This window comes from Roseofilum sp. Guam (assembly GCF_017746735.1).
Classification (GTDB): domain Bacteria; phylum Cyanobacteriota; class Cyanobacteriia; order Cyanobacteriales; family Desertifilaceae; genus Roseofilum; species Roseofilum reptotaenium.
The window spans coordinates 35551-54766 of record NZ_JAGHZN010000036.1 but is presented as its reverse complement, the minus strand read 5'-3'; the positions used below and the strand labels follow the sequence as shown (position 1 = coordinate 54766).

Sequence of the window (19216 nt, the reverse complement as noted above, 5' to 3'; positions counted from 1 at the left end):
TGGCTTGCGAGTCTTTTACAACCGCTTCGGGATATTACTACTACAGTTCTTTGAACTGGTTGAGACGCGATGGCGATTTGTCCGAAGAGGAGAAATCGAAAATCGAAAGTAATCAAGTCAAGATCAAACGTTTCGCTGATAGCTGTCCGGAAAACTTTCTACACAAATATTTACTCGTCGAAGCTGAACGGGCGCGAGTGGCGGGTAAGCAAATGGAAGTGATGGAACTTTATGATCGCGCGATCGCTGAAGCAAAGGCCAGTAAGTACATCCAAGAAGAAGCTCTCGCTAATGAACTGGCGGCTCAATTCTACCTCGACTGGGGCAAAGAAAAAATTGCCCGGGCCTATATAAACGATGCCTACTACTGCTATGCCCGATGGGGTGCAAAAGCTAAAACGAACCAACTGGAAGAAAAATATCCCCAACTGCTCTCGCGAATTGGGCAACCGGCGGAAATACTTGAGAGCGATCAAAGTGTTACTTCGACGTTGACACAAACGGTTAGTTCGAGTAGCAGTACAACGGGCTTGATGCTGGATTGGGCAACGGCGATGAAGGCATCTCAGTCCCTGTCAAGTGAAATTCAGTTGGACAAACTGGTTTTAGCTCTGATGAAGGCAGCGCTGGAAAATGCTGGAGCTGATAGTGGCATTCTGCTTTTAAGTCAACCAGAAGGTTGGCAAGTGGTAGCCCGATGTTCGGGAGAAAACTATGAGTTGCGTTTGAACGAAGCATCAGATGATTGTGCCTTGCCAACAAGCGTGATTAATAAGGTCAAACGTACCCAAAAACCAATTATTGTCAACAACTTTTCTAGCGATACTCAGTTTGCAGCCGACTCTTATCTACTTCAAGGGCAGCCCAACAGTTTCTTGTGCACTCCTATTCTCAACCAAGGCAAACTTATTGGTATTCTCTATCTGGAAATCAGCGCTCAAGCAGCGATTTCCATCGAAAATGCCCGACTCTATCATCGCTTAGAAGAATATAGCCATACCCTAGAAGCCCAGGTGGAGCACCGAACTCAGGAACTCCACGACAAAAACCGGCACTTGCAAACCACTCTGGAGCAATTGCAAAGGACTCAACTTCAGTTAATCCAGAGCGAAAAAATGTCTAGCTTGGGGCAAATGGTGGCGGGAATTGCCCATGAAATTAACAATCCTATCAGCTTTATCTCGGGCAATATTATTTACTCACGCGATCATTTCCACACCTTATTAGAGCTGGTTGAACTTTACCAACAAGAATTTCCTGATACAAGTGTGACCCTCGCAGAAAAGCTAGAGGACAGCGATTTGGATTTTGTTAAGGAAGACATGAATAACATTCTCTTTTCTATGGAGACAGGGAGCGATCGCATTCGCCATATTATTTTGGGATTGCGTAATTTCTCTCGTTTGGATGAGTCAGGAATCAAACGAATAGATGTCCATGAAGGATTGGATAATACCCTGATGATTTTACAGCATCGCCTCAGTTCTACTGAGAAGCGAAAGGAAATTAAAATCACTAAAGAGTATGCGAAGCTTCCTCGAATCAACTGCTACGCCAGTCAACTCAATCAAGTGTTTCTCAATATTATCACCAATGCGATCGATGCCCTAGAATCTTGCAGTTCTCAGGTGTCTTCTAAAACAAGAGAAATTCGCATTAGCACTGAGGGGACTGATACACAAAAAATCAAGATTCGCATTGCAGACAACGGGCCAGGAATCAGTGATAGCATTCGCCAGCGTATATTTGACCCGTTTTTCACCACCAAACCTGTCGGTAAGGGAACCGGTCTGGGTTTATCCACCAGTTACCAAATTGTCACCGAGCAGCATAAGGGACAGTTGTACTGTTTCTCTGAGCTGAAAAAAGGAACGGAGTTTGTCATTGAGATTCCCATTGAGTTATAGAAGAGAAGGAGTTGCTTAGGACAGTTAGATGAGTGTTTGAGCCAATCGGCAATGTCCTAACTCTTCCTTTCTCTGCTATAGCCTGGAATTGACCAAACTAGCACTATTGAGAATTGCCAAACCGAGTCTTGATATCCCTGAACCCAGAAAGGTACTGTATCGCTAAGGAAAGAATCAGGGTTTCAAGCCCATTTTGACAAGAATGACAAAAGAGGGATATAACTGATTTTTCTCCCGTCATTACTAAGTGAAGTCATTGTTCAAAGAAACCTCGAATCATGAAACCTCATCTGAGTTTGCTTCTAAGTGTTACTGTCGTTCTTCTCGCCTCTCCCTCTCTGGCACAAACCACCTGGCCGAGAGATTTTCCTGTCGATACTCAACCTGCACCCTCTGAACCATCCTCTAGTGTTCCGACGGATGGAATTCCGGTAGAGACTCAACCCCGGTTTACTTGCGAAATTGAGCAGGGACAACCAACGGTAATGTATCATCCCACCAGTCAACCGAATCAATCTTATGCTTGGGCCACTCCTATTGAACTGGGAGGAGGATGGACACCAGAACGTCGATGTACAGAAATTAGTAGACGACTGGAGTTTTATCGCGCCGATGGATTGCTGGAATTACAAACGGGTTTTGAGAATGGTTATGATACGGTTTGTGTCACTACCCGTGCAGATAATCGGTGTCGCATCGTTCTCACCGTTCCTCCTGGACGAGATCCAGGGTTAATTCGCGATCGCGTATTTGAGAATTTGGCGATCGCTGATAGCGGCCAAAATACACTCCCCGTCACCACTTTTACTGAAGGACGTAGCACTAGCAACTGGTTAGATCTGCTGGGCCAAGTGACGAACCGCGATCTATCCGGACTCAACCGCATTCCCACACCCCAACCCGAAACCCCTCAACCGCGTACCCTATCCAATGGAATCGATCTCAGACCCTTCCTCGATCCAGCCGATGGAGGAACCGGCCAACATCTGCGTTAAAATGGGAACTCTTAAGGGAAAAACCGGTTGTTCCTATTCCCTATTCCCCATTCCCTATTCCCAGCGCGAAGCGCTATGAAAATTCTCGCCTATGTTTGGTGTGATCCCATCCTCGAATCTCCCCCTGAATCCAGTATTTGGGGATGGGAAGTCGATCGCATCTACCAAGATTTAGGGGGAAGAGAAGAACTCAAAACCCTATTTCAAGACCTGGAAGCAGAGGAAGAAACGGGTGATATTTACTTGCTCATTCGCCGACTGGAAGAACTGGGAGATAATGCAGAAACGATGGCTCATGCTCTCGGGCGCTTAGAAACTCAAAATGTACAGGTAATTGCACTTCAGGGTGAAGAACAACCTAGAGCAGAAAATAGCGATATTCTCCAATTCTTTAATCACGTCCAAACCTATTATCGCAGCCTCCACATTCGCCAAGGTCACGCTCAAAATCGTCTGCAAGCTAAACCCCCACCGGGAAAAGCACCCTATGGTTATAAACGCAACAAAAATAGCTATAGTCTAGACCGCAGTTATGCCCCCGTTGTTAAAGACTTTTTTGACCATTTTCTCCTTTATGGATCGGTTCGTTCTGCCGTTCGCTATCTGAATCAAAAATATCGTAAAACAATTTCTGTCTCCACCGGCAAACGATGGCTCATCAATCCCGTTTATCGAGGAGACACTGCCTTTAAAAACGGCGAAATTCTTTCCGATACTCATACCCCTATTCTCTCACGAGAAGAAGCCGCCCAAATCGATCGCCTCCTGCGTCGGAATCGTTGCCTTCCCCCTCGCTCGGCAAGCGCTCCGCGATCGCTCTCTGGCTTAGTTTCTTGTCAAAACTGCCAATCCGGAATGAAAATTACCCGTGTTACCCGTCATCGTCAACCTGGCGAATATCTCTATCTGCGTCCCATTCACTGCCCTCGACAACCTAAATGCAAAGGATTACGCTACGAACAAGTTTTAGACGCAACCATTACCAAAATTTGCCAAGACTTACAGCCAGCCGTTTCTAAACTTACTCTCCCCGATCTCGAACAGATTGAATCACAACTTCAGCAAAAAATCAACCAGAATCAAAAAATCTTAGACCAATTACCTGAACTGAAAAAAAACGGAATCCTTGATGCAGAAACAGCCGATCTTCGTGCCTATAAACTCCGTAGCGAACTCTCCAAACTACAAGCCAATTTAGCCGCACTTCCTCCGGTTAATTTAACCTCAGTCGCCCAAGCGGTTTCGATTCCCCAATTTTGGCTCGATCTTTCTGAAGCAGAACGGCGCTTTTACTTGCGTGAATTCATCCGCCAAATTCAAATTATCCGCTCCTTCGATACCTCTCCCTTCAAGTGGTCAGTGAAACTTATTTTTATCTTCTGATCCTTAGTTTAGCTATCCCTTACTAAAAGTTAAGATTGACTATCCCAACTAAGAATCTGAATCCCATTCCAAAATGTAGGATATCCATTGCCCGGAGTCAGTAATTCCAGTAATAAACTACATTCGGGGTTAAGAGTAACGAAATCTAAATTCGCTTGCTGAACTTCTTTTTCATTCGCATCATCTACAATCAGAATCGCTTTAGGAGCTAGAAAGGGACGGACAAGGAATAAGCCCATGAGTTGGGAACGATAGTCATGCGCTCCATCATAAAGATAAACACCGATTTTGTTTTCGGTTTCTACTTCTCTGAGATTGGCAAAAAAATCTTCAAAGTCTTGGCAGCAGAAACACACTTGACTCTCTAAACCAAATCGTTCTAAATTCTCTTGTAGTGCGGGTTGATTTTTACCTTCTGGATCAAATTCAGAAAAATTATCGACTGCATAGGCCATTCGATCTGGAGCATCTAGAAGCGCACCAATAAGGGTTGCTCCTTGATAACTTCCAATTTCACAGTAAATTTCATCGGGTTCCATACAATATACTGCAAAATTCAATAACTGCATGACATTGGTGGTTGTCATACCTCGCAGATACTGTCCAACTTCATAAAACCGGTTAGATGTAGGATGAATAGAGTGGGTTCCCCAATTTTCATAGAGGGAGGGGAGTTGCTCTAGGAACTGATAATAATCCATAGGTAGACTCAAGGGAAATCAAGTATTATCGATATGATAACAAAACTGAGTTCATTATGAAATTTGTTTTAATCTTAAATTTACAATAGACAATCCCATGATCGCTAAAAACAAGACTAGCCCAATTGTACATGCATAGCTCATTTCCAACTTCTGAAAGGCTTGTTCATAAACATAATAAACCAAAGTTTTAGAGCTGTTTCTCGGCCCTCCTTGGGTCATGATATACACTTCTTCAAAAACTTTAGTGGCTGAAATGGCGGAGATAACGGCGACTAAAAACAAATACGGTTTCATCAATGGTAAGGTAATATCCCAATGCTTGATGATGCCATCTGAACCATCAATGGCAGCAGCTTCGTAGAGTTCTTGGGGGATACTTTGTAGACCCGCTAAATAGATGACCATATAATAGCCCAGTCCTTTCCAAATGGTGACGACCATGACACTATAAATTGCCCATTGGGGACTGGTTAACCAGGGAATCGTGGGTAGATTAAAAGAACTTAAGACTTGGTTAAATAAACCATTTTCAGCATAGAGCCATCGCCAGGCAATTCCGGCGACGACCATAGAAATAATTACGGGGGTATAGAAGGCGGCTCTAAATCCACTGATACCCTTAATTTTTTGATTGACTAAAATGGCCAATCCTAGGGGAAGAATAACCAGTAAAGGGACAACACAGAGCAGATATAGGAGCGTATTTCTAAGCGTTTGCCAAAAGAGGCGATCGCTGCCTAATCGCTGGAAGTTTTTTAAACCCATCCATTGAGTTTGTTGGCTGATTAAATCATAGTTAAATAAACTCAGGTAAATGGCTTGCAAAGCGGGCCAAAATACGGTTAAGCTTAAAATCAGTAGGGCAGGCAGCAAAAACAAATAGGGAGTTAATCTCTTCAGCCGTATTGCATCCATAGTTATACCTCTGGCCAGAGGCGCTCAAGTTGCTTTTTCCAAGCAGCTAGAACTTGCTCCCGTTCTTGGGCATTTTGCGATAACTCTCCCATCATACCTTCTTCATAAAATCGATGCAGTGTTTGCAGGGTACCTTCTAGGGTTTGTCCTTGGGCTTTGGAGGCTTCGACAATCATCCGTAATTGTCGTTCTAATTGGGATTGGAAATAAGGAGTTAATCCTTCTTCTTGCAAGCGGGTTAACCGACCAATAGCCTCAGCAAAGGGTTCTGGTTTTAATCCCTCTAGCTGATGGCGATAAACCACCCATATCACCCCTTGATGGATAGCATAACGAGTTTCTTGGGTGACTTCAAAATTGGACTCTAATAGGTCTTCAAAAAAGGGTTTGGCTTCTTCAACTGGAGCCATCGGTGCTAATCCCATGACCCAAGATTCATCGTCGGAGAGCAGTACTAATAATCGTAAATTTTCCCGATTGATTTGCCAGGAACCTGGACTTACCTCAGTAATCTGGTCACCAAATAACTCGTCTAATACTTTATTAATATCTTCAGGAGTCATAAACTCAAATGTGTTCTACAATTAATATCATGCTCCAAGTTATCACGGCTGGCAATATTCACCTTTATCCCATGACCCACTCCCCATCTCCTAACCCTTCTGAGTCTTTACCCCATCATCACCATCCCCATGAACTCCATACCCTACATCCCCATGTTCATAGTGAAGAATCCTTGAGGCAAATTGTCAATCAACTCTCGCGAATTGAGGGTCATGTCCGAGGAATTAAAGGGATGGTACAACAAAGTACCCCCTGTCCTGATGTGTTGATCCAACTGGCGGCAGTACGGGGGGCAATTGATCGAGTTTCTCGAATTATTTTAGATGAACATTTAACTGAATGTATTGGCCGAGCTGCTCGTGAGGGAAATATTGAAGACGAACTGGATCAACTTAAGGCTGCTCTAGATCGATTTTTGCCCTTGGCTAAGAAGAAGCAGAAGCCTAAGAAAGCTTGATGAACAAAGAGCTAAAAGCTATGGGTTAATAGCTTTTAGCTGAAGTTGACATCTTTACCAAGCTGGAGGCAAGGTAATGCCTAAACCTCACGATAAGGATGGGGTTTGAGACCCAAAATTTTGATGAGAGACTAGGGCTTTTAACCCTAAACGGTAGCTTTCTGGACCGAAACCGCTAATTTGCCCAACAACCACTGGTGCTAAATAGGAGTGGTGGCGGAAGGGTTCGCGACGGTAAATGTTGCTGAGGTGAACCTCGACGGTAGGAATGGAAACGGCAGCGATCGCATCTCGCAGAGCTACACTGGTATGAGTATAAGCTCCCGCATTGATTACAATGCCTTGATAGCGATCTACTGCCTGATGGATGGCATCGACTAACTCTCCCTCATGATTGGATTGAAGGGTGGTTACCTCCACTTGAAGGGTTTTGCCATCCTCTTTCAATTGTTGATTAATCTCAGCTAGAGTGGTCGCACCATAAATTCCTGGTTCTCGCAGCCCCAATAGATTGAGGTTAGGGCCGTGCAATACCAAAACGTTCAACAAGTTTTAATATCCTCAGTTGATAGAACAGTTTATCGTCTCGATTCGCGGTCATTAACGGGAATTGGAATCGGCTCTGGTTCAGGCTGGATATCTGGCCCTAAGAGGGCTTCAATCAGTTTACGAGCCAATTCTTTGATTTTTTCCCAGATTTCGTCGATATAGTCCATTCAGTATGAAGCTCCTTTTGCTGAACTCTAGCCCAGTACATTCAAACTGGGTTAGTCAATCAAAGGCTTAATCCTTTCTTCGATCATAACGAATGATCACAGATCGGCAACCTTTGTTGTCATGAGTTTTCAAAAGTTTAAGATTTATGCAAGTGTTGCCGCAGCCGATCTAAGGCCCAAGATTGGCTAAAATCCCGTAGGGTAGAGCGATCTAGTATACTGGCTAACTGCTGGCGATAATGGGTTACTTCTCCATTGGGTGACGCTAATCCGATGTAAACTAAGCCAATGGGTTTTTCTGTTGTGCCTCCACCGGGGCCGGCAATGCCCGTGATACTAAGGGCCCAATCAGTGTTTAATTTCTGTTGAATACCTGTGGCCATTTGTTCGGCGATGCGATCGCTGACTGCACCATAGGCTTCTAAATCATCCGGATTGACCCCTAATAAGCCGATCTTGACCTGATTATCATAGGCGATGACTCCCCCCCTAAAGTAGGCAGAACTGCCCGGTACAGCCGTAATTGCTGCCCCTAAGCCGCCCCCAGTACAAGATTCGGCGACGGCTAAGGTTTGTCCAGACTCTAACAATAACTTGCTGACGACATCTGCTAAGGTTTGGTCATCCACGCCAAAGCAGTATTCTCCGGCTATGGCTCGAATATGGTTTTCTACAGGATTAATCAGCCCTTGTGCTTCTAGTTCAGATGCGGCACAAGTGGAAATTCGTAACTTCACCAACCCTTTGCCTGCATAGGGCGCTACTGTCGGATTTTTATATTCAAAGACTTCGGGTATTTTTTCCACTAAAGCCGATTCCCCAATTCCCCAAAACTTCAGGGTACGGCTATAAATCATGTTTTCGCCCCATCCCTGCTGTTTGAGATAGGGAACGGCTGTTTCTTTCCACATGCGATGCATTTCACTGGGCACTCCAGGAAACGTCATCAAGGTTAAATGAGGACGCGGATGCCAGATAATTCCCGGAGCAGTTCCACTGGGGTTAGGCAAAATCATGGCTCCTTCTGGGGTGAGCGCCTGTTTGCGGTTACTGGGGTTCATCGTGCGTCCCCGTTGCGCATATTTGGCTTCAATGTCGGCAATGACTTCCGGGCGCTCAATTAAGTGGGTTTCAAAGAAGGAGGCAATAGTTTCACAGGTGAGGTCATCGGGTGTGGGGCCGAGTCCTCCCGTAAATAGTATAATTTCGGACTGTCGATCGAGGGCGGTGGCGATCGCCTTTTTCAGACGCTCTACATTATCCCCCACCACGGTTTGATAGTAATGGGGAATCCCCAACTGCGCCAACTCTTGAGCTAAAAACTGGGCATTACGATTGAGAATATCTCCCAGAAGTAACTCTGTGCCCACACAAATAATTTCGGCTGTCATACACGCACATAAAGTTTCAGATACCGATTGATTTTATCATTTCAGAAATGGGTAATGAGTAATGAGTAATGAGTAATTTATATTACAAAATTAGGAGGTAATAATGTTCATCATGACCCAAGAAGTTAAGTTTTCTGGTAGGGTAGAAGTATCTGTAGTTATTTGCCAATACGTTCTCCTCCTTCGGTGACCAAATATAATCTCTCTAATGTAACTCTCTTCTGATGTTTCATTGGTAAATATTCGATTCTTTGACATCCCAAGGAGAACTGACTATAAAACGATGTAGTGATTAAGGAGAGTTAATCTCCACTACTTTATTGACCTTCTATCTGATTGTATCTTAGTTCTCGGAAAGTGACAGAAGAGGATGATACAAGAGGTCTAATGAAGCGTGAAGTATTTGTGAGTTTATCTCAAGGGTAAGGGGCTGATGCACAACTGAGGATAATATAAACGAATGTAACGGGCGATCGCCCCAAATTGCCGAAAGTTCATAGATATTTTAACTTAATTGAGACTTTTGTAAAGAATTGTAAATAAAATTTAATCAATCTTGTCCTAGATGCCAACAAAACTTAAAATTCTTCATGAAGCTTATGCTCTATAGATAGCCCCAATCCCTATCTACTCGATCAACCCTTAGAACTCTTAGGAGTATTTTTAACTATGGCATTTCTAAAAAATTTACTCGGTGGCAAAAAAGATAACTTTCAAGTTCAGTTTGATGAGACTCCAAAAACGGAGGCTCAACCGGTAGCTACTCCTGCCCCAGCTACTGAAGTTCCTGCCCCAGCTCCTGAAGCTCCTGCTCCAGCGCCGAAGAAAACCAAAACTTCCATCAAAGCAAAACAGAAAGTCGTGAAACAGGAAGCCCCCCCTGCACCGACTCCTGCACCAAAACCAGTTGCTCCAGCAAAACCAGCTCGACCTGTTGTAGAAGGAGGGTTTGCAACCCAGTACATGAATACAGGAACAAGCATGAGCCGCCGTCGTCCTGGAGCCAACATGAAAAGCTTTTTAGATATGGCTCGGACAGCGAAAAAATAGGAATAGGAATAGGAAATAGGGAATAGGGAACAGACCATCTTCGTGTTCCCCTATCCCTCCACTTCTCACTCTAGGTTTGCTGAGACCACAACCGGGTGGGGAGTCCCCAAATATAGATGAAGCCTTCAGCCGCTTTATGGTCAAATACGTCTTCTTCGCCGTACGTAGCCCAGTCTAGACTATAGAGACTCTTGTCAGATTTGCGGCCGACAACCGTGGCTGAACCTTTGAACAGTTTTACTCGTACTGTACCCGTGACTCGTTCTTGAGTATTGGCGATAAAACCATCTAACGCCCCCTTCAAAGGAGAGAACCAGAGTCCGTTATAAACTAATTGACTGTAGGTTTGCTCAATTCCCCGCTTATATTGGGTCACATCAGCAGTGAGGGTTAAGCTTTCTAAATCCCGGTGTGCTTGGATGAGGACTAAGAGAGCTGGGGTTTCATAAATTTCCCTGGATTTAATCCCCACGAGACGGTTTTCAATCATATCAATGCGACCGATACCGTGGTTTCCGGTTATTTGATTGAGTTGGGTAACTAAAGCCACTGGGTCGATCGCCTGACCATTAAGGGAAACGGGTAGACCTTTTTCAAACCCAATCTCAATATATTCCGGTTCATTGGGCGTATCGGCGATCGCCTTGGTCATTTGATAAACTTCTTCTGGAGGCTCTGCATAGGGGTCTTCCAGAACGCCGGCTTCGATCGCCATTCCTAATAAGTTACGGTCAATACTATAGGGAGATTTCTTTGTAACGGGCGCAGGAATGCCGTATTTTTCCCCGTATTCAATGGTTTGTTCGCGGGAAAAGCCCCATTCCCGTGCAGGAGCCAGGATTTTCAGACTGGGGTTGAGTGCGCCAATCGCAACGTCAAAGCGCACTTGGTCATTCCCTTTACCAGTACATCCGTGGGCGATCGCATCTGCCCCATATTCCTGAGCTGCTTCCACCAACAGTTTAGCAATCAACGGCCGGGCTAAAGCCGTCGATAAAGGATAGCGATTTTCATACAACGCATTGGCTTGAATGGCGGGAAACCCATACTCTTTCACAAAGGTTTCCGTCACATCAGCCACCAAGGATACACTGGCTCCAGAATCAAGCGCTTTCTTGCGGATGGGTTCCAACTCATCCCCCTGACCCAGATCCGCCGCCAACGTAATCACTTCTTCCACTCCCCATTCATTCATCAGGTAGGGAATACAAACGGAGGTATCTACACCTCCAGAATAGGCTAAGACAACTTTTTTGGCACGACCCATAGGTTTATTTACCCTAAAAACATTAATCGGCTCTTTCAATTAAAAATTAAAAATTAACAATTAACAATTAAAAATTGATTACGAGTTATGGAGTGGGCAAGCCTATCAGGGTCAATGCTCAAGGCTCTCGGTGTAGCTTAACGACTCTCCGGGCTATTATAGCGCTGGGTACTATAGTGTTTACAACTATTGGAAAGCGGCATGGATAGCTTGTTCGAGATCTTTCATTATAGCCAGGAGCAATCCCATCCTCCGATCTTACTCCCTATTGCCTAGCGCAAAGCATTGTCCCCTAATCTTTGAACTGGTAATCCTGTACTGAACGGAGTCGCCAAGTCTCATCATTCATGACTTCCAAAACTTGGTGATGATAATGTAACAAAGTGGGGCGGTGTCCCACACTGATATAAGTGGTCGATAGAGCTTCTAAATGTTTGTAGAGAATTTGCTCATTGTGGATATCTAGAGCGCTCGTGGCTTCATCCAACATAGCATACCGGGGTTGAGTCAGTAACAAACGGGCAAAAGCTAGGCGCTGTTGTTCTCCCATAGACAAAATGGAATGCCAGTCTTCAATCCGATCTAAATTATCCAATTTTTCAGCCAGGTTAGGTAGGTTAACCTGGTTGAGTACTTGATAAATTTGGCGATCGGGAATATTCAGATCAGTGCGTGGATAGAGGAGTTGATCGCGAAGAGAGCCTAAAATCAGATAAGGACGTTGGGGTAAAAATAGAATTTCTTCTAAGGGTGGGCGGTAAATTATACCGGTTCCAGAATCCCACAAACCCGCAATTGCTCGTAAAATAGAACTCTTGCCACAACCGCTTGGACCGACAATTAAGAGTCCTTGGCTGCTAGGGACTTGCAAAGATAAGTCTTTAACTAAAGTTCTTTGATAATTGGGAGTTTGCAAAGTAATCTGGTTGAAGCTCAGTTGCGATTCCTCAATCATCGTAATTCTCGGATTTTGGTCAATGGCTTGTTCCCTTTTTTCTTCTAGTGCTTTAGCAAAACTTTCTAAACGTTCAATTCCTGCCATGAAATTGGTCAGAAATTCAAACATTCTAATGATCACATTCAAAGAATTAAAGACTCTTCTAAAAGCTCCTAATGCTTCTTGTAAAGCTCCCACTTCCATTCCTGGTTCTCCTCTTAAAATTTTGGGGCCGATAAACAATGCTGGTAAAGCCCATGTAATATACTCATAGAGATTTTCAAAGATATCTAAATTCCTTTCCCAATTGATTACTCGATCGTAAGTGGATAAGACTTTATTGAAAAATATTTTTAGCTGTTCGTATTCTCTTGTGAATCCATTATAAAATGCAATTGATTCGCAATTTTCCTTGACTCGGACTAAGCTAAAACGAAAATCAGCTTCTCTTTTTAAGAGTTCTTTTTTGATGGGAATCAAAATGCTTCCAAAACCGAAAACCGTAATAAATAAGCCGCCAATAGAATAGACTATTATCACTATAACCAACAATTTAGAAACATTCCAAAGTAAAATAATAAATCCAAACAAGTTAAGGAATGATCGCGTAAATTGTCTAAATACAGTCACAGACCGATGGCAAAAATCTTTGATATCTTCAGCAATACGTTGATCCGGATTATCAATTTCTACAGTGAAAACATTGATTCTATAAAAATTCATATCTTCAAAATACTTTTTGAGATAAATATCAGTTAATGACCTTCTAGAATACCAACGAACTTTATCTTCCACATACCTCCAAATCGCCATCATTATTGCTAACAACATTGAAAAAAGCATATAATAAAATATAGATCTCCAAAAACTTGGAACATCTAAACCAACCAATGCAGTCATCAAGTTTCCTTGCTGTTTAAGTTGATTGACTGCCATAAAAGAATCTAGACTGAGAAAAATAAGCATTAATATAACCAAGCTATATCCTTCCCATCGGTCTGGAGATTCCCACCAATATAATTTACCGACTATCCAAAAGCTTTTAAACGCAGTAAATCTAGCCCCGATCCATTCCATATAAGTCCTACACTATAGTTCTATATTTTGGGATTATAGCCTTTTTTGCGGACGGTTCTAGTAAAGGGTAAAACTGATTTTTTCTGGTTTATTCCCTATTTCTTATTCCCTCGTCTTAATCAAACTGTGGGGGCAAATCAGCAGGAGATAAACCATCCGGTGCTGCGGGTAGGGGGCGATCGCCAGGAGGAGAGGGAGAAGTCTCAGAAGGGGGTAGAAGTACGGTTTCAATTACTAACGTGCGTTGTAATTGTTTCCCAGTTCCTCCAGTGACCGTTAAGGTGAGGGTTTCTTGTCCGGGTTGAGGACTAATGGGATAGGCAAGAGTACCGCTTAAGGCTACAGTACCGGGGGAGGGGAGTAATTCGACACGGGTATCGGGGCCACCGATTACAGTCCAAGTTAAATTAAGTGGATCGGGTCGGGTTTCCGGTTGCAAGGTAACCACGACTCGCAGGGGTGCAGTTTCTCCATTCACAGTAAAGTCGGTAATGGCCAGGGGATAAGTACGCGGCAAGATTTGAATCACTTCTGTTTGTTGTCTGTCGTTGACCTCTGATGGATTTTGTTTATTGAAGATACTCACTTCAAAGATATATTCTCCCCCTTGACGGGCAGAAGTGGGGACATTTTGACAAACCAAACGTCCAGCTAGGATGCAATAGGGTTGTAGGACATCAGGGATGCCGCTATCAAAGCGATAACGGCGGGCTGGAACCCGGGCAATTCCGCTCGTATCCCGACCGATGATTTGCACCTCTTGCAGTTGCTCGGCGTTTTCGATTTCCCAGGAGAGTAAAATTTCTTCTCCTTGCTCTTCGCTGTAGGTCGGTTGCCCAGGTTGCAGTTGTAGGATTTGAGGTGAAGGAGGAGGAAGAGGAGGCGGAGGGGGAACTAGGGCAATAGTGGCAGTGGTTTCGGTTTGAGTAATTTCTCCGGTTCCGCGTTTGGGAATTACACCTAATTGAAATTGATAATTTCCACCTTGGGAGAGGGGGATCGTGACATTCCGACAGCGGAGTTGATTGAGCTGATCGAAGACATCACAAATGGATTTTAGGGGTTCGGGGAGTCCTTGATGGAAGGAAAAACGCATTTCTGGCATGGCAACAAAGCCTTCAGCCGATCGCCCCTTTAAGACTAAGGCTTCGATTTGATCGGAATTGGAGATCGCCCAATTCAATTGAATGGGTTCCGCTTCTGCCACTTCATACCGAGGTTGGGTGGGCTGAAATTCGATAATTTTCGGCGGTTCCGGTGCTTTAATTTCAATCACATCTGCGATCGCACTTTGGGCTTCTCCTTCAATGCGCGGATCGGGAATAACGGTCAGTTCAAAGATATAGTTACCAAACTCGTCTACAGTGACGGGAACACCCGCACAGCTTAACACTTCCACTGGGTTCAGTGACCCGATTTGATTGTCAAAAGTACAATACCTGCGCCAATCATCGGGTAATCCAGAGTCTAGATCGGTGCGCTGTTCCTCGCTATTGACGACTCCATCAGGGTTACGACCGATCCAACCCAATTGGGCGATCGCACTAGGATTACTGATTTGCCAACTGAGTTCAATCGTGTTTGTCTGATTGTTAGCGGGTGGATTAGTGGTATTTTGGGAGTTGGGTGGATTGGAAGAGGATACAGTTGGTGAACCCTCCCTGACGGTAACCGTTGTTGCATCCGGTGGGGCTAATGTTGCTTTAAATTCGAGGATTTCGGGTAGAGGAATGGGAGAAATCGCGATCCGGTTCGTTTTAGCAATAATCGGGGAAACTCGCGATCGTTTGGGAGTCACCTTTAACTCAAAAATATAATCCCCTGGTTCGCGGGCATCCGTGCGAATATTTCCACAGACTAACCTGCGCCAAGAGCGCGTACAGAATTCTTGCAAACTTTCTGGTAAGCCCCGGCTCAGATCGTAGGAAACGGGAATACTGGTAACATTACCATTGGGCGATCGGCCTAAAATCTGCAAACCTCGAATTTGTCGAGGATGGCGAATTTCCCAATTGAGGTAAATAAAATCATCATTCGCGGCCGAATAGGACGGGGAAACCGAGTTAAATGCTTCAATTCTGGGCGGAGCAGGCGGTTTGAAAAACAGCCACCACAGGGCAAAAATGAATAACCCCAATAACCCTAACCCAGCTAAAATCCCTAACAGCAATTGCCACCAAGGGCGAGCTTGCCACAGGAAAGTCCCCTCAATCTGATCGGTAGGTAAGGGCAGTTGATAATCATCCGTCAGTTCCACATAAAAATTGAGGGTTCTTCCCTGACCGAATAAAGGTCTACGCCACCAGGGGCCGGGTTTTGCATCTAAATCAACTTGCCATTGCTCTCCCTGATCCAATTTCAGGCGATCGGGATTTAACTGATACACACAAATCGGGCGTTCTTGGTCTTCTCGTACCGTAAGTCGTAACTGTCGTAGAGTATTCCCCTCATTCTGTAGACGCAATTGAAATAGGGCTGCTTCCCGACGTACTTTACCGACTAACGTCCGCAAATCCATCCGTAAATCATACCGAGGCAAAACCTCGATATAGACCACATCTAATAAAATCAAATCTGGGTTATTTTCCCCGGTTAACCGCAGAGTCGGTAAATAACGGCCAGCCTTCGTATTCACCGGGAAGCGAAATTCTAGGGTAACTTCTCCTTTCGCTCCTGGGTTGAGGGCCAGATTATCAGGAATAATCACCAAACCCAACTCATTAATCCCTTCTGGATAATGGACTTCCCACCAGAGTTCCGGTAAATCAGTACAAGTGAGGCGAAAGCGATCGACCCGGTTAGAGCGATTATGCACCAAAACCGTCACTATCAGCGATTGACCCAGTTGTAGAGGGGCGGGTTTTTCGGGGGTGGTAACCGGAGTAAGGGCAAATGTAGGATCATTGGACTGAACTGCCTCTTGAATGGGAGGAAGAACTTGTAGCGTTGCTTGGTGACGGATGGGAGTTTCTTCGGGATAATGCTTGGGTGCATCAATCACCATTAAGTAAGTATAGTGACCGGGAATCGCTTCTACAGGAATGGGGAAGGAAAACACCACCTCGCTGCTGCTCCCCGAGCTGAGGGCAAACCGTTCATAGGGGTTCAGACACCAGGATTTGAGTGCTCCGGAAGAATCATCAATAAACAGATCGATAATCGCCCCTTGGAATCCTTGATTACCAATGGTGACGCGCAATTCAAAGGTTTCCCCAGCCGAAATGACACTATCGCCTGATGGGTTGGTAATCACGCTCAGGGATTGATTTCCATCAGAGCGCTGGTCATTGGTCATGGGTAATTGGTAATTGGTCATCTCCGTGTCTCCGTGTCCCCGCGTCTCCGTGTCCCCGCGTCTCCGTGTCCCCCGATCTGCGCTCCCTTCGACTCTGCTCAGGAAGCGTGCCCCCATCCCCCCAACTGTTAATTCCTAATCGAGTTCATCAGGTATAGTCTAACTTTGCCATCATCGCCTCCAGTGACGATTTGCACTAGAGAACCGGTTGGGTCTTTTCGAGAGGGGATTAGGGATAAGTCTACGGTATTGAGGGAGTTAGAGTGGTTGGCGATCGCTTTTCCTTTAAGATATTTGGTTAAGCGCTCTCCCGTATCTCTTAGGGGCCATAGCATCAGCACCCCATCATCACCAACACTGACGAGGTATCCGCCATCGGCGCTGAAGGCGATAGAGCGCACAGCTTCACCGTTATGACTATTGTCCCAGCGATCGAGCAGTTCACAAGTCCGATTGACTCCTGCGCCTAAACCCGGTTCTAGACAAGGGCGTAAATTCCAAATACTAATACTGCCTTGATTATCAGCAACAGCTAAGAGAAAGGGACGCTTTTCAGCAGTCGCCAAACTGGTGATGTAGTTATCTTGACCGGTAGTCGTGTTTGGATCGGAAATATCTAGGGTTTGGGTTGAGTTCGTTTGAGTATTCCAGAGGATGAGTTGATTATACCGACCAGCAACAGCTAGGGTTTCTGCACCTTGGCCAACAAATGCCAGATCGGAAACGGCAAATTCAAAGGTTTTCGTTAATTCGGGTTCGTTAACGTTTAGTATCTCCTCAAAGTCTGCGCCAACATACCATTTGGCCACTAATCCACTGCCATGACCGCTGAATAAATAGCGGGAGTCGGGGGTGAATTCAAGATCCATGACTCGGTCGTCTTTTTGATAAACCAGCGATCGCACGGGAACGTCTTCATAGGATAATAAATCCCACAGTTGGATTTCTCCATTTTCTAAACCCATTACCATTTGATTATTATCGACCGGGCGATATTTAACGGTGCGAACAGCTTTATCGGCCTGGGCACGAACATCGATAAATTCTAATTTTTGCCCTTCAATGACCCAGTCTCTGACCTGTTGATCGATGCCACCACTTAATAGGCGATCGCCTAATCCATTCAGTTGTACGGTCATGACCGAACCTTTGTGATGAATATAATAATACTGTCCATGAATGAACCACCAGAACACCCAAGCCAAGCCGACCATCAATAGTCCCTGTAACCATCGAGGAATAATGGGAAAGACTCTGAGAATCAGGGTTTGTTGGGGATCGATTAAAGGGACACGGCTGGGTGTCGGGCCCTTGGGTGTTGGGGCAGGTTCACCGACATCTTGGGGGGAAGAGGGCAAGAGGCGTGAAGCCGCTCCTACCGGCACAGCCCTAGCTTCAATGGGAATCGGGCGCTCCTGAACCCATCCCAACCACGGCCGTTTTGTTTCTACCCTTAAATCAAAGGTTTGGGTTTCTGTTGGGTTCAGGGTATGTTCTGGGGGCAATAATTCAAGTTGCAGTCGGTTTCGGGCGTTGGGTTTTTCTTCTAGGGGTAAATCGATAGTGGTTTGATAGCGTTGATTACTCTGATTTAGAAGTGGTAAGGAATACGTTATAGGATCGGATTTCCAGGAGGGCAACCAACGACGTTTTTGAGGAAGGGTTTGCTCGGGTTGAGGAATTTCAAAGCGAATTTCACCTTGGAGAAAAATTTCAATGACGGCTTGCAGTTGGGTGGGGGGGCCATCAGGATGGGTAATTTTAAGATTAGCTAAATAGTTGATTCCAGCGATCGCCTCTTCAACATCAGGCACAGGACAGATTAAACTGCGATCGCTCCATTGTCCTGGGGGCAAGCTTACAGGTGTAGGAGAGGGATTTAACCAGGAATAGGAACTAGAGACCGTCATTAGGGCGGTAATTTCTTTATGACCGGGATTATAGAGCCGGATCGGTATTTCTAAATCGCTGTTGGGATAGCCTTTGAGCGTAGAGTTAGGCAATTCAGCCTTGAGTTCCAGTTCACCGATACCCTTTTCCACCCGCAAGCGTAGGATATGTCGTTCTTCAGTTCCCAGTTCCAGGGAAAAAATGCGGATGGTAAGATTCACCAAGCCCACGAACCCTGAAATTGGGGTTCTGTAAATTTCCACGATAAACCGGGTAAGATCTCCAGGCGGTTTCTTTGTGCTAACTTCTGGGGATAGGGTGTACCAACTGCGCTCAGAGTTGGAATCGACTCCAGCGGCTAGGATCTCTAGCTGAAAACTGGCAAAGCGATCGCCCTCGTTAAGAACCTTCACCTCAAACTGAGCCACCCCATAACCCGGTTGAAAGGTTAGCTCTTTGGTGGATAGCTCCGTACCCATCAGTTTTTCAACCATGCTCCTACCCTTACCGTCCGATCTGCACTGGAGCCATCATAGCAATAGACCCATCGTGATCGCCCACAGGACTAGGAGTTTCTGGAATTTCCTGATGTAGAGTGCCTTCGGAAATGCTGTACAATGATATACTAGCCACTTTCCTAGTTACCCTATAGCTAGAGTCATTAATAA

At 45.1% G+C, this 19216-nt stretch carries 16 protein-coding genes and 1 pseudogene; 5 read left to right on the top strand and 12 right to left on the bottom strand.

Annotation, left to right across the window (positions count from 1 at the left end; translation table 11 throughout):
- The 3 genes from J7529_RS15260 to J7529_RS15250 form a co-directional block, all read left to right on the top strand.
- The coding region (locus J7529_RS15260) for an ATP-binding protein (protein ID WP_318729696.1) at positions 1-1907 on the top strand (1907 nt) is incomplete at its 5' end.
- Between the two features lie 278 nt (positions 1908-2185).
- On the top strand, positions 2186-2902 hold the full coding sequence (locus tag J7529_RS15255) for a COP23 domain-containing protein (RefSeq protein ID WP_318729694.1): 717 nt from the start codon (positions 2186-2188) through the stop codon (positions 2900-2902).
- Between the two features lie 75 nt (positions 2903-2977).
- The gene (locus J7529_RS15250; protein ID WP_318729693.1) at positions 2978-4285 is read left to right on the top strand and encodes a recombinase family protein; all 1308 of its coding nucleotides are present in this window, start codon (positions 2978-2980) and stop codon (positions 4283-4285) included.
- A 29-nt stretch (positions 4286-4314) separates the two neighbouring features.
- Here the strand turns inward: J7529_RS15250 and J7529_RS15245 are convergent, their stop codons facing one another.
- Genes J7529_RS15245 through J7529_RS15235 form a run of 3 tightly spaced genes read right to left on the bottom strand, consistent with a single transcriptional unit; the run spans position 4315 to position 6467 of the window.
- Positions 4315-4986 carry a class I SAM-dependent methyltransferase gene (locus J7529_RS15245; protein WP_318729691.1) on the bottom strand — a complete coding sequence of 224 codons (672 nt, stop codon included), beginning with the start codon at positions 4984-4986 and terminating at the stop codon, positions 4315-4317.
- A 54-nt stretch (positions 4987-5040) separates the two neighbouring features.
- Positions 5041-5904 (bottom strand): sugar ABC transporter permease, encoded by an 864-nt coding sequence (locus J7529_RS15240; RefSeq protein ID WP_318729689.1) that lies wholly within the window; start codon positions 5902-5904, stop codon positions 5041-5043.
- A 2-nt stretch (positions 5905-5906) separates the two neighbouring features.
- On the bottom strand, positions 5907-6467 hold the full coding sequence (locus tag J7529_RS15235) for a hypothetical protein (protein WP_318729687.1): 561 nt from the start codon (positions 6465-6467) through the stop codon (positions 5907-5909).
- A gap of 71 nt (positions 6468-6538) precedes the next feature.
- Here J7529_RS15235 and J7529_RS15230 point away from each other — a divergent pair, with 71 nt between their 5' ends.
- Positions 6539-6925 carry a metal-sensing transcriptional repressor gene (locus tag J7529_RS15230; RefSeq protein ID WP_413038896.1) on the top strand — a complete coding sequence of 129 codons (387 nt, stop codon included), beginning with the start codon at positions 6539-6541 and terminating at the stop codon, positions 6923-6925.
- Between the two features lie 87 nt (positions 6926-7012).
- On the opposite strand, the gene aroQ is transcribed toward J7529_RS15230, so the two are convergent.
- From aroQ to J7529_RS15210, 4 genes and pseudogenes are all read right to left on the bottom strand, one after another.
- Positions 7013-7474, bottom strand: a complete 462-nt coding sequence (aroQ, locus tag J7529_RS15225) for a type II 3-dehydroquinate dehydratase (RefSeq protein ID WP_318700968.1) — start codon at positions 7472-7474, stop codon at positions 7013-7015.
- 29 nt (positions 7475-7503) lie between these two features.
- Positions 7504-7641 (bottom strand): hypothetical protein, encoded by a 138-nt coding sequence (locus J7529_RS15220; protein WP_271936943.1) that lies wholly within the window; start codon positions 7639-7641, stop codon positions 7504-7506.
- 137 nt (positions 7642-7778) lie between these two features.
- Positions 7779-9032: a competence/damage-inducible protein A gene (locus J7529_RS15215; RefSeq protein WP_318729684.1), complete on the bottom strand. Its 1254-nt coding sequence runs from the start codon at positions 9030-9032 to the stop codon at positions 7779-7781.
- A gap of 102 nt (positions 9033-9134) precedes the next feature.
- Positions 9135-9278, bottom strand: a pseudogene (locus tag J7529_RS15210) (IS701 family transposase); the annotation flags it as partial.
- Positions 9279-9701: 423 nt separating this feature from the next.
- Between J7529_RS15210 and J7529_RS15205 the strand changes: the two are divergent.
- Entirely contained in the window at positions 9702-10082 is a 381-nt protein-coding gene (locus J7529_RS15205) for a hypothetical protein (protein WP_318729683.1), read from the top strand.
- Positions 10083-10152: 70 nt separating this feature from the next.
- On the opposite strand, the gene J7529_RS15200 is transcribed toward J7529_RS15205, so the two are convergent.
- The 5 genes from J7529_RS15200 to J7529_RS15180 all read right to left on the bottom strand — a co-directional run bounded on the left by J7529_RS15200 (position 10153) and on the right by J7529_RS15180 (position 19181).
- Positions 10153-11349, bottom strand: coding sequence for an argininosuccinate synthase (locus J7529_RS15200; RefSeq protein WP_318729682.1), 1197 nt, complete (start codon positions 11347-11349; stop codon positions 10153-10155).
- Between the two features lie 292 nt (positions 11350-11641).
- Positions 11642-13363 (bottom strand): ABC transporter ATP-binding protein/permease, encoded by a 1722-nt coding sequence (locus tag J7529_RS15195; protein ID WP_318729681.1) that lies wholly within the window; start codon positions 13361-13363, stop codon positions 11642-11644.
- 115 nt (positions 13364-13478) lie between these two features.
- Entirely contained in the window at positions 13479-16679 is a 3201-nt protein-coding gene (locus tag J7529_RS15190) for a hypothetical protein (RefSeq protein ID WP_318729680.1), read from the bottom strand.
- Between the two features lie 107 nt (positions 16680-16786).
- Complete coding sequence (locus J7529_RS15185) at positions 16787-19042, bottom strand: hypothetical protein (RefSeq protein ID WP_318729678.1); 2256 nt, start codon at positions 19040-19042, stop codon at positions 16787-16789.
- Between the two features lie 10 nt (positions 19043-19052).
- Entirely contained in the window at positions 19053-19181 is a 129-nt protein-coding gene (locus J7529_RS15180) for a hypothetical protein (RefSeq protein WP_318729677.1), read from the bottom strand.
- Positions 19182-19216 lie beyond the last annotated feature (35 nt).